This is a genomic window from Lysinibacillus sp. NPDC093197, from assembly GCF_044754025.1.
Classification (GTDB): Bacteria; Bacillota; Bacilli; order Bacillales_A; family Planococcaceae; genus Lysinibacillus.
In genome coordinates, this window is the sequence record NZ_JBIVOH010000010.1 from 28740 (window position 1) to 49803 (window position 21064).

Sequence of the window (21064 nt, forward strand, 5' to 3'; positions counted from 1 at the left end):
AAAACCCATTAGTTGAACTAATAGGTGTTACTGACAATCATCTGCTTGCATATCGAGCTGAAACTTATAACGACTTGTCCAAGCATCGATAAAATCAGGTGCAAAGGGTCCTCTTTTTTGTTGTATCCAGCTAATTAATTTTTCGACATTACGCTTTAAAATTTTATCGATGACATCTGGGTAAGACATTTCCTGGCGATGCTGTTCATATTCATCTTCATCTAAAAGGGTATACGACATATCTGGAAAAACCTTAATATCTAAATCGTAGTCAATGTATTTAATGGCATTATTATCGAAAACAAATGGTGAGCTTAGATTACAATAATAATACACACCGTCTTCACGCAGCATGCAGATGATGTTAAACCAGTGCTCCGCATGGAAATAACAAATAGAAGGCTCTCTCGTTAGCCACGTACGACCATCGGATTCTGTCACAAGTGTTCGTTCATTCGCACCGATTATAATGTTTTTAGTTCCTTTTAAAACCATTGTTTCTTGCCAAACACGGTGGATGCGGCCATTGTGCTTATAACTATGTATTTGTATCGTTTCTCCTTCTACCGGTATTGCCATTTTTGAAGCCCACCTTTTCGTCTATGCTACCTAAATCTAGCAGTCTCTAGTATATTATAGCAATCTGTACGCGAAAGGTGTAGTTGAAAACTACAAATTTCACTGTGTCATGTTATTTATGTACAAATTTTCGAAAATTAATAGCAATTTCCATCATAACAGCAACTTTAATGGAATTTTTTAACTTATGTTATAAACTTATGCGTATCGGAGGAAAAATAGAAAAGGGCTGTCCTTTTCATCTTTTCGATTTTTAGACAGCCCCTTAGAAGGTAAATGCAATTATGCAGTTACAAAGTGCTTACTCGCTCGCGTTTTGGTTATTCTTAGCATATTTGCCTGAAGCTTGAGCTTTATTCTGCTCAGCTTTAGCATTTTGCTTTTGCACTTCATTGAAGTCCGTTTCGTAACCAAACTCTTCACTTTGGCGTTGCATGTTTTTATTTGCTTGTTGGTTTGTGTTTTGATTTTTCTTCATCAGTCATTCACCTCCACGCTAATTATTGTGTACAGAGGTGATTACTTTTATGCTCATTAATTTTTTTATTTTCGTTGCTTCGTTATAGTGTCTCCCTATTTTATCGCTTGCCATATTTTTAACATTGGCACTGGCATTGGTAACAATTCTATTTGCTCCTGTGTTAGCCAATCACCCTTTTCACATGATTTACACTTCATATAATAAGCATTCACATGCCAAGTTAAATGTGAGAAAACATGTTTAAATGTTAAAATTTCTCGTTGTGCTTGTGCCTCTACTTCATAGTGCTGAGCAAATTTTAATAATGAGTCTTCTGCTTGCTCAACCATCGGGAACTGCCACATATTCGCAAGTAAGCCACTTGCCGGACGTTGCTCCATTAAAATTCGACCGTCCTCATCCTCACAAACAAAAACGTCGTATGAAATATGCTTCATCTTAACTTTTTTTGATTTAACAGGCAGTTTTTCAGGTTCTCCTTCATTAAAAGCGGTGCAATATTCACGGACAGGACATAACAAACATTTCGGTGATGTTGGGGAACAAATAAGCGCTCCAAGTTCCATTAACCCTTGATTAAAAGATGATGCATTTTGTGGATCAATTAATTCTTCAACAGCTGCTTCGAAAATTTTCTTTGTCTTCGGCAGTGCAATATCATCATGTATATTGAGTACACGACTTAAAACCCGCATGACATTACCATCAACTGCATGTTCGGGCTTATTATAGGCAATACTTAAAATAGCACCTGCAGTATAGGGTCCAACCCCTTTTAACTTAGAAATTTCATAGCGATTATCAGGTACGATTCCGCCATAGTTTTCTAGCACCTCACGAACCCCCGCTTGCAGATTTCTCGCTCGTGAGTAATAGCCAAGGCCCTCCCAATGTTTCAATAAATATTCCTGTGGTGCCTCAGCTAATAATTCTAAAGTTGGAAAGCTTTCCATAAAGCGATTGTAATAAGGAATAACTGTATCAACTCGTGTTTGCTGTAGCATTACCTCAGATACCCAAATTTTATAAGGGTCTTTAGTATGCCGCCAAGGTAAATCTCGTTTCTCTTCTTCAAACCATTCGACTAAAGATTGTCGAAATTCTGCTACATATGGATAATTCACAGTGACCTCCCGTGTCTTTACGATTTAATTTATGATTAAAAGGGTATACAATTAAGAAAAGCTATTCGCATAATATGGCAAAAACGTATAAATTTATTACAGTTAAACGTGACATCCGCCGCTGCGTTTCCTGCTACAACCAAGGTTTTAACGCACTAATATAAGTCGCGGACATTTGCTGAAACAAAAAACTCCATTATTTACCTCTTGTGCGAGTGAATACTTAGCGATTGAAAAGCAAATTTTATAAGCAATACCATTATTGAAATGAAATATACATGTATGCATTGTACGACTTTTTCACGCATACAAGGAGTGGATAATTTTGGATTCAGGTACACATTTCGTTATGGGAATAGCACTCGGTGGTCTTGCTTTAGTTGACCCTGTAGTTGCCAATCATTCAATGACTTTTACTGCCGTTATGGCTGGTACCATTATTGGCTCACAAGCACCTGATGTTGATACAGTATTAAAACTTCGCAATAATGCGATTTATATTCGGCATCATCGCGGTATAACACATTCAATACCAGCAGTAGCCTTATGGCCAATTTTAATTACAATCGTGTTATCACTAATTATTCAGGACGCAAATGTATTACATTTATGGCTTTGGACATTTCTTGCAGTAGCTATTCATGTTTTCGTTGATATTTTTAATGCATACGGAACACAAGCTATTCGCCCATTCTCTAGAAAATGGGTAGCACTTGGTGTGATCAATACATTCGATCCCATTATTTTTTCCCTTCATTGCCTTGGAATATTACTATGGGCATTTGGGGCAAATCCAGTCTGGACATTTAGCGTCATGTATGGCGTTATTGTCGTCTATTATATTTTTCGCTTTGCTGTTCAAAAAGCAGTTAAAAAAGCTGTGCATAGCACAATTCAAGATGAAGATTATGTTATTGTAGCACCTACGATGCGATTTTTTCACTGGCGCATCGCCGCAAAATCAAAAACACATTACTATGTTGGCCGCGCTTATGGGCGAACTGTTAATATTTACGATAAATTCGAAATCAAATCACTACCAAAAACACCTGCTGTTGAAGCTGCTATGAAAGACCCTAATCTCGCTGCCTTTGTGTCTTTCTCACCATTGTACCGTTGGGAAATTTCCGAGCTTGAAAATGGCTTAACAGAAGTGAGGTTAATCGATTTACGTTATCGTAGTGACAATCGCTATCCTTTCGTTGCAGTTGCTCATTTAAATGACGACAACGACATTATTACCTCTTACACTGGTTGGATTTTTACCGAGGATAAGCTTCAAAAAAAATTACAAATTGGCGCAAGCAATTAACGAATAAAGCCGGAGTATCCTATTTGAAGGGAACACCGGCTTTGTTATGCTTATAGCTTAAAATTGATTTTTGCATTGCAATGCAATCTATATGTTATTGTACCATATCATCACTAGCATCTAGTAAATGAGCGTATTTTGGATTACGTCCTGCAAATTGATGGAGCTTATCGCCATAGCTTACAATTAATTGGCGTACTAAGTTTTCAGTGTAATCAGCCCCACGATAATCATAGCCCGCTTTTGCAGATGTTGATTCAAAATCGCTCCATAACAGTTCAATCCAAACACGCGCACGCCCTGCTGACATTTGGGGATTTTTCTCAAGTAACTCTGCTGTTAGTTTGTCGATTTTTTCTTGCATTTATTTCCCCACCTTTATAGGTGATAAAATAGAAACGGGCAAGGCTTCCTGATATTTATCGCCGCCTAGGCGATGACCCCATGCAAAACGTCCTTTTAAATAATCAACTTGGAAATAGTTGTTGTCTGAGCCATCGATTCTGTACATTTCCCCAGGTACAATCGTATCTAAATCAACTAAATATGCAGCTGCCATTAAAGCTTTACGCTCATACACTGCAAATTCATTAAGTATGCCTAGCTGTTCTGCCTTACGAGCCTTCTCTTTTAGCTTTCCTACTTCTTCACGTAGTTCATGCTCTGTCATTGCAGCATAGTTTTTTTCATTCATTCCCCATTCTCCTTCTCTTCAATAAAACGATCTATAACTTCTACAGGAAATCCCTTTTGATAAAGCGCCTGCTTCGTTTTCATTTTTAATTCATAACCAGTATACTTCGACGCATACTTTTTCCAAACTTTTTCGCCTTGCACATCGAGTAAGGACTGCCATTCATCTTCTGCTTGCTCAATTTCAACTTGTCCAAGTACTTCATCGACAATAGTAAAAGAATACCCTTTTCGCATTAAAAAATCTTGTATCTTAGTTTTTATTTGCGTTGGTGTTTTCTTCTTCTCAGAACGAATTACTTTTTCTGCAAGCTGTGTTGCAAGCTTCACTTGTTCTTCATGGCTAAATGTTTCAAGCACTTCATCTTGTAAACTTTTATCGATTCCTTTTTTAATGAGATCTTGTCGAATTGCTCGAGGCCCTTTTTTCATCGTAGCTTTTTTTGTATCGAGCAATGCTTTCGAATAAGATTCATCATTTAAAAAGCCATATGATTTTAACTTTTGAATCGCTTCTAATATTACCGCTTCCCCAAACTCTAATGAGCTTAACTTTTTCTTCACCTCATGCTCACTACGCATTTGATAGGATAAAAAGTTTAGCCCTTTATTAAATGCTTTGCGAATTTCATCTTCATAGGCAATTTCCTGAATATCAAATTCTTCAAGCACCTTTCCTTTTGTAAGACCAAATTGTATTAAAATCGCCTCGTCTACAGGAAAAGCGTATTCCTCATTTAAATATATATTATAGCGTTCTGGATTGTTTTTTTGACGCGCAATTTTTGTAATAACACGCATAGCGAAATCACCTCTTTGCCTAATCATTATAACATCTTTTTCTTTTTTTCTATCTTTGTGTATAGTTGAGTTACATCAATTGGTAAAAGGAGGGGTTCTTATGAAAATTGTCATTGCTGGTGGTACTGGTTTTGTTGGGAAGGCGTTAACAAAACTGTTGCAAGAACAAGGACATGAGTTATTCGTTTTATCCCGTAGCAATTCGAAATATGAAAATGGCATTCATTATGTACAATGGCTAAAAGATGGTGCTCGACCAGAAAAGGAATTGGACGAGAATATCGATGCAGTCGTCAATTTAGCAGGAGTGTCATTGAATGATGGACGTTGGACAAAGAAGCAAAAGAAAGCTATTTATACAAGTCGCATGGAAGCTACACTAGAAATTGTACGTATTATAGAACAATTTAAGGAAAAACCGAACGTACTTGTCAATGCCAGTGCAGTTGGAATTTACCCACCTTCCACAGTGGCCACCTATAGTGAAAACGCTAGCGACTACGCAAAAGATTTCTTAGGATGGACAGTTCATGATTGGGAACGCCATGCAAAGCGAGCAGAAAAACTCGGTGTTCGTGTAGCACTTGCTCGTTTTGGTGTTATTTTAGGTCGTGACAACGGTGCACTTCCTTCCATGCTATTGCCCTATAAACTACATATCGGTGGCACGATTGGTACAGGCGAGCAATGGTTATCATGGATTCATGTAGAAGATGTAGCGCGGGCTATTTATTTTGCCATTACCAATTCATCTATTAACGGACCATTTAATGTGACTGCTCCACATCCAACACGCATGAAAGAATTTGGTCAAACAATTGCACAAGTAATGGGACGTCGTCATTGGATGCCAGTCCCGAGTTTTGCCATGCGTTTAGCTCTCGGAGAACAAAGTATGCTCGTTTTAGAAGGACAACATGTAATACCGACTGTTTTAGAAACGCAAAATTTTGAATTTAAATATCCTTATTTAAAAGAAGCACTTGAAAATTTATTATAAAATCCGTGTGCAAAGTGAAACGACAAGCCGGATAAATTTTTGAAAAGAACGCATCCTAAAAGAAAAGGAAAGGATGCGTTTTTTATGTGGAAACAACATATAGTAGGTGCAGTAATCGCTACTTTTATTATTGCCGCAGCAATAAGCATTAATCCATACTTTGCATCTGGCTCAGATGAATATCATTGGGGCATTAAACGAGCAAAGAATGGCGAACCAGCACAGGCAGGAGCACAACTTGATAAACTACTCGACCAATATGGAGCAATTTATAAAGGAAAACCCGATAAAAAAGTGGTCTATTTAACCTTTGATAACGGATACGAAAATGGCTATACAGAAAGTATATTGGATACGTTAGAAAAAGAAAAAGCACCAGCAACCTTCTTTTTAACTGGTCATTATTTAGATAGTGCTGGTGACCTTGTTAAGCGTATGGTGCAAGACGGTCATACAATCGGTAACCATTCCTACGGTCATCCGAATATGGCAAAGTTAACAAGAGATGGTATGCGTGCAGAATGGCGTAAGTTTGATGCGAAACTGCGTGAATTAACAGGCATAGACCGTACAACTTATGCTCGACCACCAGAAGGAATTTTCAATGCTAAGTTGTTAGAAGTCGGCAATGCAGAAGGTTACCGTCATATTTTCTGGTCTATCGCTTTTAAAGATTGGCTAAAGGATGAACGACGTGGAGCAGATTATGCTTATAATGCTTTAATGGAGCAACTTCACCCTGGCGCTGTCATTTTAATGCATACAGTAGCTCAAGATAATGCGGAGGCTCTACCTTTATTCATCGCTGAAGCAAAGAAACAAGGCTATACTTTTTTATCGCTTGACGATTTAGTATTGGAGTATGAAGATTTCCCTGTCACTATGCAATCGTCCACTCCTTAGTTATAATGGGGAGATGACATCAGCATGTTATCAATACCTACGTGCTGAACAAAGTTAAAGGACGTGGATCGCTTGACGCAACAAACTACGATGGAAGTGGGACAAAAATTCCCATTAACTATAAAAAGACTTGGCATTAATGGCGAGGGCGTTGGCTTTTATAAACGCAACGTCGTCTTCGTAAAAGGCGCTATTCCTGGAGAAGAAATTACTGCCCAAGTTACGAAAACACAACACAATTTCGCTGAGGCAGATATACTTGCCATACGAAAAGCGTCACAATTTCGTCAGGAAGCACCCTGCCCAGTTTACAATGAATGCGGTGGGTGCCAGCTTCAACATATGACATACGAAAAACAGCTTATAGAAAAACGGGGTATCGTTATTCAAGCGTTAGAACGCTATGCTAAGCAATTAGTTGAAACCGTAGAAGTTCGCAATACACTTGGTATGGACAACCCTTGGAATTATCGAAATAAAAGCCAGTTCCAAGTACGCAAAGAAGGCAAACGTGTCTATGCTGGGCTTTTTACAGAAGGCAGCAACAAGCTACTGAATATTAATGATTGCCTTGTACAGCATCCAATTACATCGAAAATTACTGTAGCGACACGTAAAATCTTACAAAAGCTAAATATTACGATTTACGATGGTCGTACGCTCGATGGTTTAGTGCGTACGATTGTTGTACGTACAGGGATTCGCACTGGTGAAACGCAAGTGGTGCTTGTTACGACTCGTAAAGAAATCCCTCACCTTACTGAGCTTTTAACGCGCATTAAAAAAATCGATCCAAGTATCGTATCGATTGCACAAAACATTAATCGTGAAAAAACCTCACTTATTTTTGGTGATGAAACAATTGTTCTTGATGGCAAGGAAACAATACATGAAGAACTAGGAGAATTAGCATTTGATTTATCTGCTCGCGCATTCTTCCAATTGAATCCAACACAAACTGTACATTTATACAATGAAATCAAAAAAGCAGCGGCATTAACGGGCAAAGAAACCGTTGTTGATGCCTATTGCGGAGTTGGTACTATCGGTTTATGGCTAGCAGATAAAGCGAAAGAAGTTCGTGGTATGGACGTAATTCCAGAAAGCATTCAAGATGCACGAACAAACGCGCGTAACCATGGCTTTAAACATACAAAATATGCAGTCGGCACAGCTGAAAGTGTTTTAGCAAAATGGCGTAAAGAAGGCTTCACGCCTGATGTTATTACAGTAGATCCGCCACGCACAGGCCTTGCACCAGAATTTATCCGCACTGTCCTTAAGCTAAAACCGAAACGTTTTGTCTATACGTCTTGTAACCCATCAACATTGGCTAAAGATTTACAGGAATTATCAAAGCTTTATGATGTAGAATATATCCAACCAGTAGATATGTTCGCACAAACTGCACAAGTCGAATGTGTTGCTAAGCTTGTGTTAAAAAAATAAATAAATTGGAGCATCTCAATTAATTTTGAGATGCTTTTCTATTTTAATAAGGTAACAAAACCGTTGCTTCCGCGGGATTAACTCCTGCTTTCGCGGAATTCTTCCCTCCTTTCGCGGAATCCCTACCCTCTTCCGCGGAATTCTCACCCGCTTTCGCGGAATCCACACCTCCTTTCGCGGAATTCTCACCTTCTTTCGCGGAATTCTCACCCTCTTCTGCTGGATTCTTCCCTCCTTTCGCGGAATCCCCGCCCACTTTCGCGGAATTCCCACCTCCTTTCGAGGAATCCACACCTTCTTCCCGGAATTCCCGCCCACTTTCGTGGAATTCCCTCCCGCTTCTGCGGGATTCTTCCCTCCTTTCGCGGGATTAACTCCTGCTTTCGCGGAATCCCCACCTCCTTTCGCGGAATCCCCACCCTCTTCCGCGGAATCCCCACCTCCTTTCGCGGAATTCTCACCCTCTTCCGCGGAATCCTCACCTTCTTCCGCGGAATCCCCACCCGCTTTCGCGGAATCCTCACCTCCTTCCGCGGAATCCCCGCCCACTCCCGCAAGCATGGAACTAATATCTAATTGCTTTTATAGAAGCTTGTCTGTATAATGTATTTCTAGGTGCCAAACCTACGTGGCATGGACGGAACATCCGTGTCACACCGAAAAACGCCATTACAGCACGGATTTGCTGGGCGTTTTTTGTTTTATGAGCGGGAGATGAGCCCCGCTCTTTTATTTTGCATTTAAAAAGCGACCGTGACATTAAACAGTCACTGATCGCTTATTTTTATTCCCAAATACAAGTAGAACTATCGCTACAGCTAGTAATAGAAGTGCTACAAGTAACAGGAAGCTATAATTTTTTACAAATTCTAAATAAACGCCACCTAAAAATGGTCCTGTTAAACTACCGATACTTAATGCAATACCACAAAGAAGGTTTCCGGTTGGTAATAGCTCTTTAGGCGTTAAATCAGCCATAAACGTAATACCGAGAGAAAACATCGAACCGACCAATGTACCTGCGAAGAAAAACGCGATCGCTACAGCCATTTGTGAGTGCTCTAAAAAACTAGCAATACTAAATAAAATTGCGCCTCCAAATGATCCAAACATCAGTATATTCCGTCGCCCAATTTTATCGCCAAGTGCACCAAGTGGCACTTGCGTTAAAATGCCCCCAAATGTAAAGACGGATAAAATAATCGGAATCATGTCTACCTCAAAACCTATACGTAAAGCGTAAACTGGAAATAAGGCATTTAATGAAGATTCTAAAAAACCGTAAACAAACGGACCTAAAAATGCTATCCATCCAAATACAATTGCCACCTTATAGCGATTCCATCCTCTTGCATTCATATCACCCGTTAAACGCTCTGGCTTTTCATTGCGTAAAAAGAATACAAATGACCAAGCAAATAAGCACATAATCGATGACACAATAAACGGCAATGCCTCTGCAATTTGTATAAGCTGTACCATTAATGGCCCTACCGCAAAGCCCATGCTAAAGGACAAACCATAAATAGCCATACCTTTACCTAAGCTTTTATGATCAGCTGTGCTCGTAATCCATGTTTGCGTAGCATAATGTAGCGCATGATCTCCAACACCTATTAGCAAACGTAGCACAAACCAAAATGTGACACTTTTCCATAAAGGGAATATGATAAGTGATACAAAGACAAATGCCCCGCCAATTAAAATAATTGGCTTATAGCCCCATTTTCGTAAAGGCTGTTCGATAAACGGTGAGATTAATAAAGTTCCTATGTATAGTCCCGTCGCATTTAAACCATTTAAAGCGGAAGATACACCATCACGCTCAAAAATTATGGAAATAAGCGGCAGTAGCATTCCTTGTGAAAATCCCGATATAGATACAATTAACACTAAAATAGTAAATCTTTTTTTGCTGTAATCTGAGAAGTAATTCATTTTTTCCTCCAACATCAAGTCTTCTTCCACATTACAGCATACCAAAAAGCCTTAGCGCTCACCACATGTGATTTTACGCTAAGGCCTAACTAACACTTATCTTCATTCAACTTGTATAAACACGAATTTCGGCTTTTTTATTTGACCGATTACTTGTTTAAACTCCCTCCTTTTCGAGTTAGAGTTCACCGTTTTGTACAATCAGCTCCTTTACTATTTCTTAAAATAACTTTAACACACAACATCAATATTGTAAATATTCTGTCTATTTATTTTTAAAAATAATCGCTAAGTCCTAGGCGTTGACCTAGGCATTGAAATTTAGTCCCAAATCAGCTACTATGTAAGGGACGAAATGAGGTGTATGCATGTCAAAGCCAATCACGGATAAAGAACAACAAGTGACTTACTTAAAAGAACGTCTTGAAATGTTTTTAGAAGTTTTAGATGCCATCGACCCAGAAAAAACTGAATTACAAGATATTGATCGTTTAATTCAAATGATGGATGATTTAGAAGATAAAATGGAGCAATTCAACGCTCGTGAACAATAGTAACGATAAAAAGCAAGCGAGCATATAAATTGCTCGCTTGCTTATTTAATGACAATCCCAATTGTAAACAACTTTGCTAAAATCTTTATTTTTAAGTTCATCCTCTGTAATGAAGAAATTGCAAACACCACAATCCCCCCACATAATATGATCTCCTTCACTATCTATTTGAAGTAACATTGTTGTTGAATCCGTATAATTGCCGTATGCTCTAGGATCCTCCTGTGTAAAGAAAGGATACCCTCCAATTTTATGACCATCACCCGTTAATACATCATATAATACATCTGTCAGCTCTTCGTCTTCTTCAGCGGCTGTTTCGATGCTTGCGTATATTTCATTGCTTCTAAAGTCATCCATAGATAAAGGTTCAAATTTTGCTTTAAAGGACAAGGCCATTTCCTTATCTACTGGAAAGTACAATTCTTCTTCTTTATTTTCTACAAATGAGAAATCTTGAATAAGCTGTGATTCATCCTTGACGATTGTATCGTGGAAAATAACTCGAAAACCATTTTGATTTTTCCCATTATCGAAATCCATTCCAAGTACATCATCATAGCCATCAATATAAAATTGCAGTATCCCCTCGTTAGGGAAATGAGGTAAGTGCTTAGGTACATCTGCAAAATTAATTTGGGCTAAAAGCTTTAATGGTTGTTGTTCCTCGTTTTTTGGATATTCCATAGAAAGTGGAAAATACGGATTACCTGCAAACTTACTTTCAAATAATGTCGTTTCCTTTTCATGCGTTTCAATTACAACAACAGGCTTCATAGTTCCTTCTATTATATTTCGAAATTGCTCAACTTCCTTTGGTAACTTCAACGATATTGTTTCAGACATGAAATATCCTCCTTAAAGTAAAGTTAATTCTATTTTAGAACAAACGTTCCTAATAATCAAATACTATTTTCTTTGAACATTTAATGGTTAATGATTAAACATTACAAAATCTATAAAAATAATCGCTAATTCCTACCACAATTAGATGGACTCTTTTTTTCATTAGTGGAAAAGAGTATAATGTATCGTGGAAATAATCAATTTTTCATTGGGGGGCAATATCAAAATGAATCTTCAAACTTTGGAGAAAAGTCTTTACAATTTAATTACTGAAACGTCAACAAACTTACCAAAAGATGTACGTCGTGCCATTAAAAAAGCTAAAGAAGCTGAAAATGCGGGTACTCGCGCAGCAATGAGTTTAGAAACAATCTCAAATAATATTATTATGGCAGAAGACAACGTATCACCAATCTGTCAAGATACTGGTCTACCAACATTTAAAATTTACACTCCTGTAGGTGTAAACCAATTAGAAATTAAAGAAGCGATTAAAAAAGCAATTAACGATACAACAGCTGATGCAAAATTACGTCCAAATGCCGTTGATTCTTTAACTGGTGCAAACAGTGGAAATAACCTTGGTGATGGTCTGCCAGTTATGAAATTCGAGCAATGGGAAAAAGATTATATTACGATTAAATTAATTCTTAAAGGTGGCGGCTGTGAAAACAAAAACATCCAGTACAGCCTACCATGTGAGTTAGAAGGTCTTGGCCGTGCTGGTCGTGATTTAGATGGTATCCGTAAATGTATCTTACACTCTGTTTATCAAGCACAAGGACAAGGCTGTTCTGCAGGCTTTATCGGTGTAGGTATCGGTGGCGATCGCTCTTCTGGATATGATTTAGCAAAAGAGCAATTATTCCGTCATGTTGAAGATACAAATTCAAATCCTGACCTTGCTAAATTAGAAGACTATGTTGTGAAAACTGCAAACACTTTCGGTATCGGTACAATGGGCTTCGGTGGTGAAGCAACTTTACTTGGCTGTAAAATTGGTGTAATGCACCGTATTCCTGCTTCATTCTACGTATCTGTAGCATATAACTGCTGGGCATACCGTCGTATGGCAGTTGATATTAATCCTGAAACAGGCGAAATCATCAACTGGCACTATCAAGAAGGTGAAAAAATTACATTTAAAGAAGATGAAGTCGCTGCAACAACAGATGAAACTTTAACAAATGTAGTAGAACTTACTGCTCCAATTACAGAAGAACAAATTCGTTCACTTAAAGTTGGTGACGTTGTATCTATTACTGGCCGTATGTACACTGGCCGTGATGCAATTCACCATCATTTAATGAGTCACGATGCACCAGTCGATCTTAACGGACAAGTTATTTATCACTGTGGTCCTGTAATGGCAAAAGACGAAGAAGGCAACTGGACTGTGAAAGCTGCTGGTCCAACTACTTCTATTCGTGAGGAGCCATATCAAGGCGACATTATGAAAAAATTCGGTATCCGCGCAGTAATTGGTAAAGGTGGTATGGGTCCTAAAACGCTTGCTGCTTTAGGCGAACACGGCGGTGTTTACTTGAATGCAATTGGTGGTGCTGCTCAATACTACGCAGACTGCATTAAAGGTGTAGATGGTGTAGACTTAATGGAATTCGGTATTCCTGAAGCTATGTGGCACTTAAATGTTGAAGGGTTCACAGCTGTAGTAACAATGGACTCTCACGGTAAATCGCTTCACGCTGATGTGGACAAATCTTCTCTAGAAAAACTTGCTCAACATGCAGAAAGAGTTTTCTAATCTAGAAGAACATTTTTAACTAAAGAGATTTATTTGTTACGCACACAAAATGTAAAGGCACAGAATATTCCTAGTGAATATACTGTGTCTTTTTCTGTTCTCAATGCAATGTTCAGAATAGAAAAATCAACAATCAGTTTCTTGAACACATTATTATATTTAATTGATTACTTTCCTAGACCATTTCCTCTAAAAGTTATTGCTTTCATTTTCCAAAAACCTTTGTTATAATAATTCTAAATTAGAAAAGATGTAAATGAAAGTGATTATCAACTACAAGAATGTTTATAATTCCTTATTATATAAGGGTTTTGATATTGATTTTCATTATCAGGGGGGATATTGATGGAATATACTAATCGAGAAAATGTAAGTCTAATTGAGAATGTTAAGGTACATGCTGAACTGATTGCTGCTGTTATGGCTGGATTATTTATTTTACTTGCATGGCGTTTAGATACAAATGATCAAACAACAGCTTCTATTCTCTTATATGTTGTTGCTTTTTGTGTCGGAGGATTTGCCAAAGCAAAAGAAGGTATTGAAGAAACACTAGAAGAAAAAAAATTGAATGTAGAATTACTTATGATATTAGCTGCAGTCGGCTCAGCTGCCATTGGCTATTGGACAGAAGGCGCAATTCTTATTTTTATCTTCGCTGTCAGTGGTGCTCTTGAAACATATGCTATGAACAAAAGTCATCGCGAAATTTCTGCTCTTATGAATTTACAACCTGAAGAGGCTTGGCTAGTACGTGGTGGATTTGAACCGATGAAGGTGGCTGTCTCCACATTAAAAATTGGCGATCATTTACTTATTAAACCAGGTGAACGTGTTCCAGCAGACGGTATTATCTTTAAAGGACAGTCGTCTATTGATGAATCAGCGATTAGTGGTGAGCCGCTACCTATTGCTAAATTTGAAGGTGACGAAGTATTTGCAGGAACGGTTAATTTAAATGGTGCAATTACGATGGAAATGACGAAACCAAATTCCGAAACACTATTCCAAAAAATTATTATGCTTGTACAAAGTGCTCAAAGCGAAAAATCGCCTTCTCAACAATTCATCGAAAAATTCGAAGGCACATATGTAAAGTTTGTATTATTATCTGTAGCGCTTATGATGTTCCTTCCCCACTTTTTACTCGGTTGGGATTGGACGACTACATTTTATCGAGCAATGGTGCTCCTAGTTGTTGCCTCCCCTTGTGCACTCGTTGCATCCATAATGCCTGCAACATTAGCAACAATTTCAAATGGCGCTAAAAACGGGGTGTTATTTAAAGGTGGCTTGCATTTAGAGCATCTAAGTGTATTACGTGCATTAGCTGTCGATAAAACAGGTACTCTTACACAAGGGAAACCAGTCGTTACAGAGTTTATCGTACGCGAAGGCTTAGATCAACAAGAAGCATTAGCGCTTCTTGCAGGCATTGAAGCACAGTCAAATCACCCATTAGCCCAAGCAATTACAAGCTACGCAAAAGCACAACATATTTCACAGTTTGCTCAAGCAACAATAGAAGATATCCCTGGTTGGGGCATGAAGGGCTACGTTAATGAAACAGAGTACCTTATCGGTAAACCCGATTTTGTAGGAGAGGATGAAGCCAATGCTTTTGCGAATAACGCATTAGCGAAGCTTACCTCAGAAGGTAAAACAGTGATTTTCATGCGAGACAATGAAGGCATTGTTGCACTTGCTGCGTTAAAAGATACAGTTCGTGATGAGGCAAAGAAAGCCGTCACATTATTAAAAGAATTAGGTATAGATGTCGTCATGCTTACTGGTGATAATGATAAAACAGCAAAAGTTATTGCGAAAGAAGCTGGCGTTACTGAATACGTGGCAGAGTGTCTTCCTGAAACAAAAGTTACGGAAATGAAACGCCTACTTAATCAACATAACTTTGTAGGGATGGTTGGCGATGGCATTAATGACGCACCTGCATTAGCGACAGCTACTACTGGGATTGCAATGGGCGAAGGTACTGATGTCGCTTTGGAAACAGCAGACGTTGTGTTAATGAAAAATGACTTATCTAAAATTGCTTATGCAGTACGTCTATCTCGCAAAATGCAACGAATCGTCAAACAAAACATCTTCTTCTCTATCGGTATCATTGTTTTGCTAATTGCCTCTAACTTTTTACAAGCTGTAGATTTACCACTAGGTGTCATCGGGCATGAAGGTAGTACAATTCTTGTAATATTAAACGGCTTACGAATGCTTAATAAAAATGTATAAAAAAAGGGTGGTCTCAAACTGGTATTTATGAGAAGTGCCAGGCACTCAAACAATTCTGAATTTTTAACAAAGCAAAAATCCACGTAGACTCCTGCGGGAACAGCACCAGTTGTAAGACGCAACAAACCGCGCGACTGCGAGGGTTGCGGCTTACACTGTGCCCGCGGAAAGCGTAGTGGATTTTTTCGTTTTAAGAGCCAGTATTATGCCAGGAATCTAAGAGAAGTGCCAGGTACTCAGACAATTTACCATGCATTTTATAATTTACTAAGAAAAAATCCACGTAGACTCCTGCGGGAACAGCTCCAGTTGTAAGACGCAACAAACCACGTGACAGCGAGGGTTGCGGCTTACACTGTGCCCGCGGAAAGCGTAGTGGATTTTTTCGTTTTAAAAGTCGATATTATGCCCGCAAAAATCAACGGCATTTAACTGGAAAAAGAATGAAGGGTGGTCTCTAATTGAGACCACCCTTTTTCTAAAGTTATTTAATAGCACCTTCAGCTTTTTGCAAGGCTCTTTTTTGCATTGTGGCATTTAACACACCACCAAAAATTATTATCATCCCTGTAAAATACAGCCATAGCATTAAAATAATAACGCCACCAATACTACCGTATGTAGCAGAATAATTTCCAAAGTTACTTATATAAAAAGAAAAACCATATGTCACAACGAGCCATGCAAGCGTAGAAAATATTGCCCCTGGCCATACACCCATTATTTTCAATCGTGGGCTTGTATTCGGTACTAACCAATAAATTGCCATCAACAGTAAAAAGATAAGTAATGGCGGCATTGACCAACGAATATTACGCCAAAGAGACTCAAACTCATCTTCAATGCTAACAATTGAAAACAAAAAATGCCCAATTTGCTGTCCAAAGACAGGTAATAGAAGAGCTACTGCAATTACAATAACTAAAGCTATAGTAAATACAAGTGAGAGCCCTCTGTCTACAAAACCTACTCTACCTTCCGTATCGTACGCTTTATTTAGAGCTCTTATTAACGCATTTATTCCTTTTGAAGCAGACCATATTGTCCCTAGTACCCCGATGGATAATAAACTACTATTGCGATTTGTTAATACTTCATTTAATGTACTTTCAATAAGCCTATATACTTCATCTGGCATTAGATTGACTAAAAACGAGTACACTTGCGTTGTCTCTAAGTTTAAATATGGCAATAGGGTAACAAGGAAAATTAATAGGGGGAAGAAAGAAAGTAAAAAGAAATAAGCAAGTTGTGCCCCAAGAGCTGATATTTCAACGCGTTGTATGCGAAGCATTAAATCTTGGATAAAGCCTTTCGATGTCATCACATCTACCGCATCTTCATTTGGTGAGAAAAACGACTTAACCTCACCAATCGTTGAATGTATGGATGCTTTTCTCTTTTCCATTTAATCCCCTCCTTTTACTACAGCTTATTCTTTATCTGGCGAAGAGAAGGCTGATTTAGTATCGCTAATCATCCCTTGAATTGTAGAAGGCAATTCTTTAAACTCATCAACTTTCTCGGCTAGCGTGTTTACATTTTCTGACACACTATCGCAAAGTACTTTTGCTGCTAACACCTTCTCTTCAATTAGGTCTTGCAGTTCACTTCGGTTTGATGCGTAATAAGATACCGCTTCTTTCATTCTTTTTGTTGTAGCGACTGTTTTTTCTCGTGTAGTACGATCAAACATGCTTATTGCAGCCCCTACAGCTGCGCCTACGACGATAGATGCTAATAATTTACTTTGTCCCATATTTTATTTACCCCCTGCTTGTTTAATGTGTATTCCCATTTTTAAAAATAACTAAACAGCTTACTGCCCTTATTCTACCCAATAACAGTGCATTTTTAAAGCAACGCCCAATTACAGTATTGACATTTTTTTTATTCAATGAAATGATATTGGCTAGGATTATGAAAGGTAGGTTTAATTGAATGGATTTATCAGTACCGTCAAAAGAAAACGTTATTTATATGGTCGACCAAATGAAAGATAAGCTCCGCATGGTAAATGTAGATGCTATGAAATCTGAGAATTTTGATGAAGCAAATTATGAAGATTTAGTCTATCTGTACGAAATGGTTATGAAACGTGATACATTTAGCCCGAGTGAAATGCAGGCTATCGTTGCCGAATTAGGATCTTTACGTAAATAAATGTTCAGCGCACTAAAAAAGCTATTAGCAAGGACGACGAGTCTATTGCTAATAGCATTTCTTTTATTACTGAGTGTTTTTCGCTACAGAACCGTCTTCGGCAACAAGTGGTTGAATTAACACTTCCACACGACGATTTTTTGCGCGACCTTCAGCCGTATTATTTGGTGCAATGGCTTTATACTCACCATATCCTTTTGCACTAAAATAAACCGGATCAAGATTTGAGTTACTATCCACTAAAATTTTCAAGAAGTTCACTGCACGCATAACCGATAATTCCCAGTTTGAAGCAAATTCAGGACCTGTTTGAGGCACGTTATCTGTATGACCAGTAATGACAATACTACGAGCAGGATCGGATACTAATACGCCTGCAAGTTCCTTAGCTATTGCATTATACTCAGGCTTAATAGTTGCTCTCCCTGGGTCAAACAAGATGCTATCTCGAATTGTTACTAGCAATCCCTCATCAGTCATTTCAGTTGCGAACTGACCTTCCATCTCATTTACTGCGATAAAATTATCTACACTATCTTTAATTTCAGCTAACTCCTGTTGATCCTTTAAATACGCTGAGTTTTGCTGTGGCTGTTGCGGTGTTTGGTCATTATTTGCATCAGGCGTTGGCATTGGCGATGGCTGTTCTAAAAAGCTCGTACCACCATCAAAAACCTGATTAAATACTGCTGACATACGATCTAACTTTTCTTGGTCAACTGAACTGGATGCAAAAAGTACGATAAATAACGCTAGTAATAACGTTAAAATATCTGCATACGGTACTAACCAAGACTCATCAACATGCTCTTCATGCTTCTTTTTCTTAGCTTTCTTTGCCAAGGCCGCCCGCCCCGCTTTCACCCGAAATTTGACGACGCTCTTCCATCGTTAAATAAGAAGATAATTTTTGTTCAATTACACGTGGAGCTTCTCCTTCTAATACAGAAAGGATTCCTTCAATCATCATACGTTTTTGCTTCACTTCAACTGCTGATTTACGTTTTAACTTGTTAGCAAATGGATGCCATAATACGTAACCTGTAAAGATACCTAATAATGTTGCCATGAAAGCAGCTGAAATGGCATGTCCTAACTTATCAATATCGTTCATATCTGCTAACGCTGCGATTAAGCCTACTACCGCACCGAGTACCCCTAATGTCGGGGCATATGTACCTGCTTGTGTAAAAATGGCTGCGCCACTTGTATGTCGGTCTTCCATCGCCTCTACTTCTTCCGTTAATACGTCACGAATATAATCTGCGTTTTGACCATCAATTGCTAATGTAAGACCGTTTTTCAAAAATGGATCTTCAATTTCTGAAGCCTTACTTTCTAACGCTAACAAACCTTCACGTCGAGCTAAATCGGCCCATTGTGAAAACATCTTAATGATTTCAATATCATCCGCTAGTTTTGTTTCTTTAAAAAGAATTTTAAACAGCTTTGGTACCCGCTTTAATTCCTTCATTGGGAAGGCAATTGTTACAGCAGATATTGTACCGAAGATGATAATTAAAATAGCCGCTGGGTTATAAAAGGCACTTAAATTTACACCTTTTAACACCATCCCTGTTAACAGGGCGATAAACGCTAAAATTACCCCTACTACTGACGATAAATCCATTCTCGAACCTCCAAATCTTCTATCTTACTTATTTTCGTCCAATTTTCCATATTTTAAATAAAGATATTATATAGTATAAATGTATTTCACTAATTTTTCGATGAAATAAATGCTTTTTATTCACATTTCGACCATATTTGATTATATTGAATTAAGAATAATACACTAAATTGTCTTTAATGGAGAGGGGTTAAGAATTTGTTATTATCATTTAACACAAAATTACTAAGATATGCCGAATTAGCTGTGAAAATAGGTGTAAATATCCAGAAAAATCAATACCTTTATATGAGTTGTTCGACGGATAACTTAAAATTAGCAGAAATAATTACTAAAATTGCCTATGAAAATGGTGCAAAACAGGTTTTTGTCGATTTATCGGATGATAGACTTGTTCGTACACGCTATGAAAAAGCTCCAAAAGACTCATTTGATTTCTTCCCACCATGGAAAATTCAAGAACGTGAATGGCTAGTTGAGCAAGGTGCTGCCTTTTTAAGTATCGTTTCACAAAATCCTGACCTTTTAAAGGATATAGATCACGAAAAAATTATGACTTTCCAAAAAGCCTCAGGTAAAGCACTTGTAAATTATTATAATATGATGCAGGCAGACAAATTTAGCTGGACAGTTATCGCTGCTCCTTCTAAACCTTGGGCAGCTAAAGTATTTCCACATCTACCAGAAGAACAACAAGTTGATGCATTATGGGAAGCAATTTTTGCAGCAACACGCACAGATCAAGAATATCCTGTAAGTGCATGGGAAGCACACGATTTACAGCTACATAACAAAGCTGACTACTTAAATGGGAAACAATATAAATCCCTTCGCTATACAGCTCCAGGAACAGACTTAACAATTGAATTACCAGAAAAACATGTATGGACAGGTGGTAGTAGTGTCAATACACAAGGACAGACATTTATGGCGAATATGCCAACTGAGGAAGTTTTCACAGCACCGCTAAAGACTGGTGCTAATGGCTATGTATCAAGTACGAAGCCTTTAAGCTATGGCGGAAATATAATTGATAACTTTAAATTAACTTTTAAAGATGGCCGTATTGTCGATATACAGGCTGAACAGGGGCAAGAAATTTTAGCGTCGCTTGTAGCGACAGACGAAGGTGCTCATTACCTTGGGGAAATAGCACTTGTTCCACATCAATCACCTATCTCGCAATCAGGGTTATTATTTTACAATACATTATTCGATGAAAATGCTTCTAACCATTTAGCAATAGGTAATGCCTATGCATTTTGTATTGATGGCGGCAAAGAAATGTCTTCAGAGGAACTACTAAAACATGGTCTGAATCAAAGTTTAACGCATGTTGACTTTATGATTGGCTCAGCAAATATGGATATTGATGGCATTGCAGCTGATGGTCAAATTGAACCGATTTTCCGCAATGGTAACTGGGCCTTCTAAGAAAATAGTCAGTCTTATTAATATTATTCTAGGCTAGGTATCTTATGGATGTCATAAATTATCCTTACATTTTCCTAGCAACCTATTGTATAATTAGTATAGTTCTTATAGTAGATTATTTAAGTAGAGAGGAGCTTTTATT

21 protein-coding genes are annotated in these 21064 nt (G+C 38.1%); 9 read left to right on the top strand and 12 right to left on the bottom strand.

Going from position 1 to position 21064, the window contains the following annotated elements:
- Positions 1–27: 27 nt before the first annotated feature.
- The 3 genes from ntdP to mutY all read right to left on the bottom strand — a co-directional run bounded on the left by ntdP (position 28) and on the right by mutY (position 2184).
- Entirely contained in the window at positions 28–579 is a 552-nt protein-coding gene (gene ntdP / locus ACIP9G_RS20335) for a nucleoside tri-diphosphate phosphatase (RefSeq protein WP_340822352.1), read from the bottom strand.
- Between the two features lie 301 nt (positions 580–880).
- Positions 881–1057 carry a gamma-type small acid-soluble spore protein gene (locus ACIP9G_RS20340; RefSeq protein WP_340822351.1) on the bottom strand — a complete coding sequence of 59 codons (177 nt, stop codon included), beginning with the start codon at positions 1055–1057 and terminating at the stop codon, positions 881–883.
- Between the two features lie 95 nt (positions 1058–1152).
- Positions 1153–2184 (bottom strand): A/G-specific adenine glycosylase, encoded by a 1032-nt coding sequence (gene mutY, locus ACIP9G_RS20345; RefSeq protein ID WP_401021799.1) that lies wholly within the window; start codon positions 2182–2184, stop codon positions 1153–1155.
- A gap of 325 nt (positions 2185–2509) precedes the next feature.
- On the opposite strand from mutY, the gene ACIP9G_RS20350 reads away from it, so the two are divergent.
- Complete coding sequence (locus ACIP9G_RS20350; protein WP_401021801.1) at positions 2510–3496, top strand: metal-dependent hydrolase; 987 nt, start codon at positions 2510–2512, stop codon at positions 3494–3496.
- Between the two features lie 94 nt (positions 3497–3590).
- On the opposite strand, the gene ACIP9G_RS20355 is transcribed toward ACIP9G_RS20350, so the two are convergent.
- Genes ACIP9G_RS20355 through recX form a run of 3 tightly spaced genes read right to left on the bottom strand, consistent with a single transcriptional unit; the run spans position 3591 to position 4990 of the window.
- The gene (locus tag ACIP9G_RS20355; protein WP_340822345.1) at positions 3591–3860 is read right to left on the bottom strand and encodes a YfhJ family protein; all 270 of its coding nucleotides are present in this window, start codon (positions 3858–3860) and stop codon (positions 3591–3593) included.
- A complete protein-coding gene (locus ACIP9G_RS20360; RefSeq protein ID WP_340822342.1) occupies positions 3861–4190 on the bottom strand; it encodes a YfhH family protein in 330 nt (109 codons plus the stop codon).
- Positions 4187–4990 carry a recombination regulator RecX gene (gene recX, locus ACIP9G_RS20365; protein ID WP_401021803.1) on the bottom strand — a complete coding sequence of 268 codons (804 nt, stop codon included), beginning with the start codon at positions 4988–4990 and terminating at the stop codon, positions 4187–4189. Before recX ends, ACIP9G_RS20360 begins: the two co-directional genes overlap by 4 nt.
- Positions 4991–5090: 100 nt before the next feature.
- On the opposite strand from recX, the gene ACIP9G_RS20370 reads away from it, so the two are divergent.
- The 3 genes from ACIP9G_RS20370 to rlmD all read left to right on the top strand — a co-directional run bounded on the left by ACIP9G_RS20370 (position 5091) and on the right by rlmD (position 8342).
- Positions 5091–5990, top strand: coding sequence for a TIGR01777 family oxidoreductase (locus ACIP9G_RS20370; RefSeq protein WP_401021805.1), 900 nt, complete (start codon positions 5091–5093; stop codon positions 5988–5990).
- A gap of 84 nt (positions 5991–6074) precedes the next feature.
- Positions 6075–6893 (top strand): polysaccharide deacetylase family protein, encoded by an 819-nt coding sequence (locus ACIP9G_RS20375; RefSeq protein ID WP_340822339.1) that lies wholly within the window; start codon positions 6075–6077, stop codon positions 6891–6893.
- 72 nt (positions 6894–6965) lie between these two features.
- Positions 6966–8342 (top strand): 23S rRNA (uracil(1939)-C(5))-methyltransferase RlmD, encoded by a 1377-nt coding sequence (gene rlmD, locus ACIP9G_RS20380; RefSeq protein WP_401021808.1) that lies wholly within the window; start codon positions 6966–6968, stop codon positions 8340–8342.
- 759 nt (positions 8343–9101) lie between these two features.
- Here rlmD and ACIP9G_RS20385 read toward each other — a convergent pair.
- On the bottom strand, positions 9102–10280 hold the full coding sequence (locus ACIP9G_RS20385) for an MFS transporter (protein WP_401021958.1): 1179 nt from the start codon (positions 10278–10280) through the stop codon (positions 9102–9104).
- Positions 10281–10648: 368 nt separating this feature from the next.
- Between ACIP9G_RS20385 and ACIP9G_RS20390 the strand changes: the two genes are divergently transcribed.
- A complete protein-coding gene (locus ACIP9G_RS20390) occupies positions 10649–10834 on the top strand; it encodes an SE1561 family protein (RefSeq protein ID WP_173479575.1) in 186 nt (61 codons plus the stop codon).
- 45 nt (positions 10835–10879) lie between these two features.
- Here the strand turns inward: ACIP9G_RS20390 and ACIP9G_RS20395 are convergent, their stop codons facing one another.
- Positions 10880–11680: a YwqG family protein gene (locus tag ACIP9G_RS20395; protein ID WP_401021810.1), complete on the bottom strand. Its 801-nt coding sequence runs from the start codon at positions 11678–11680 to the stop codon at positions 10880–10882.
- A 226-nt stretch (positions 11681–11906) separates the two neighbouring features.
- On the opposite strand from ACIP9G_RS20395, the gene ACIP9G_RS20400 reads away from it, so the two are divergent.
- Positions 11907–13445 (top strand): fumarate hydratase, encoded by a 1539-nt coding sequence (locus tag ACIP9G_RS20400; protein ID WP_401021812.1) that lies wholly within the window; start codon positions 11907–11909, stop codon positions 13443–13445.
- Positions 13446–13790: 345 nt separating this feature from the next.
- Positions 13791–15695, top strand: a complete 1905-nt coding sequence (locus ACIP9G_RS20405; protein ID WP_401021814.1) for a heavy metal translocating P-type ATPase — start codon at positions 13791–13793, stop codon at positions 15693–15695.
- A 484-nt stretch (positions 15696–16179) separates the two neighbouring features.
- Here the strand turns inward: ACIP9G_RS20405 and ACIP9G_RS20410 are convergent, their stop codons facing one another.
- Positions 16180–17103: a YihY/virulence factor BrkB family protein gene (locus ACIP9G_RS20410; RefSeq protein ID WP_401021816.1), complete on the bottom strand. Its 924-nt coding sequence runs from the start codon at positions 17101–17103 to the stop codon at positions 16180–16182.
- 24 nt (positions 17104–17127) lie between these two features.
- On the bottom strand, positions 17128–17454 hold the full coding sequence (locus ACIP9G_RS20415; RefSeq protein ID WP_340822327.1) for a YtxH domain-containing protein: 327 nt from the start codon (positions 17452–17454) through the stop codon (positions 17128–17130).
- 182 nt (positions 17455–17636) lie between these two features.
- Here ACIP9G_RS20415 and ACIP9G_RS20420 point away from each other — a divergent pair, with 182 nt between their 5' ends.
- Entirely contained in the window at positions 17637–17858 is a 222-nt protein-coding gene (locus ACIP9G_RS20420; protein ID WP_340822324.1) for a DUF1128 domain-containing protein, read from the top strand.
- Between the two features lie 66 nt (positions 17859–17924).
- On the opposite strand, the gene motB is transcribed toward ACIP9G_RS20420, so the two are convergent.
- A complete protein-coding gene (motB, locus tag ACIP9G_RS20425) occupies positions 17925–18701 on the bottom strand; it encodes a flagellar motor protein MotB (protein WP_340822323.1) in 777 nt (258 codons plus the stop codon).
- Positions 18685–19488, bottom strand: coding sequence for a flagellar motor stator protein MotA (motA, locus tag ACIP9G_RS20430; RefSeq protein WP_340822322.1), 804 nt, complete (start codon positions 19486–19488; stop codon positions 18685–18687). Before motA ends, motB begins: the two co-directional genes overlap by 17 nt.
- 198 nt (positions 19489–19686) lie before the next feature.
- Between motA and ACIP9G_RS20435 the strand changes: the two genes are divergently transcribed.
- Positions 19687–20922: an aminopeptidase gene (locus tag ACIP9G_RS20435; protein WP_401021819.1), complete on the top strand. Its 1236-nt coding sequence runs from the start codon at positions 19687–19689 to the stop codon at positions 20920–20922.
- The last annotated feature ends 142 nt before the right edge of the window (positions 20923–21064 follow it).

Bases quoted from the DNA above. Each gene is read 5' to 3' on its own strand.
- ACIP9G_RS20410 (WP_401021816.1), bottom strand. From the start codon at position 17,103: ATGGAAAAGAGAAAAGCATCCATACATTCAACGATTGGTGAGGTTAAG.
- ACIP9G_RS20395 (WP_401021810.1), bottom strand. From the start codon at position 11,680: ATGTCTGAAACAATATCGTTGAAGTTACCAAAGGAAGTTGAGCAATTT.
- ACIP9G_RS20400 (WP_401021812.1), top strand. From the start codon at position 11,907: ATGAATCTTCAAACTTTGGAGAAAAGTCTTTACAATTTAATTACTGAA.
- ACIP9G_RS20360 (WP_340822342.1), bottom strand. From the start codon at position 4,190: ATGAATGAAAAAAACTATGCTGCAATGACAGAGCATGAACTACGTGAA.
- motA (WP_340822322.1), bottom strand. From the start codon at position 19,488: ATGGATTTATCGTCAGTAGTAGGGGTAATTTTAGCGTTTATCGCCCTG.
- ACIP9G_RS20340 (WP_340822351.1), bottom strand. From the start codon at position 1,057: ATGAAGAAAAATCAAAACACAAACCAACAAGCAAATAAAAACATGCAA.
- recX (WP_401021803.1), bottom strand. From the start codon at position 4,990: ATGCGTGTTATTACAAAAATTGCGCGTCAAAAAAACAATCCAGAACGC.
- ntdP (WP_340822352.1), bottom strand. From the start codon at position 579: ATGGCAATACCGGTAGAAGGAGAAACGATACAAATACATAGTTATAAG.
- ACIP9G_RS20375 (WP_340822339.1), top strand. From the start codon at position 6,075: ATGTGGAAACAACATATAGTAGGTGCAGTAATCGCTACTTTTATTATT.
- ACIP9G_RS20415 (WP_340822327.1), bottom strand. From the start codon at position 17,454: ATGGGACAAAGTAAATTATTAGCATCTATCGTCGTAGGCGCAGCTGTA.
- ACIP9G_RS20405 (WP_401021814.1), top strand. From the start codon at position 13,791: ATGGAATATACTAATCGAGAAAATGTAAGTCTAATTGAGAATGTTAAG.
- ACIP9G_RS20370 (WP_401021805.1), top strand. From the start codon at position 5,091: ATGAAAATTGTCATTGCTGGTGGTACTGGTTTTGTTGGGAAGGCGTTA.
- ACIP9G_RS20390 (WP_173479575.1), top strand. From the start codon at position 10,649: ATGTCAAAGCCAATCACGGATAAAGAACAACAAGTGACTTACTTAAAA.
- ACIP9G_RS20355 (WP_340822345.1), bottom strand. From the start codon at position 3,860: ATGCAAGAAAAAATCGACAAACTAACAGCAGAGTTACTTGAGAAAAAT.
- ACIP9G_RS20420 (WP_340822324.1), top strand. From the start codon at position 17,637: ATGGATTTATCAGTACCGTCAAAAGAAAACGTTATTTATATGGTCGAC.
- ACIP9G_RS20385 (WP_401021958.1), bottom strand. From the start codon at position 10,280: ATGAATTACTTCTCAGATTACAGCAAAAAAAGATTTACTATTTTAGTG.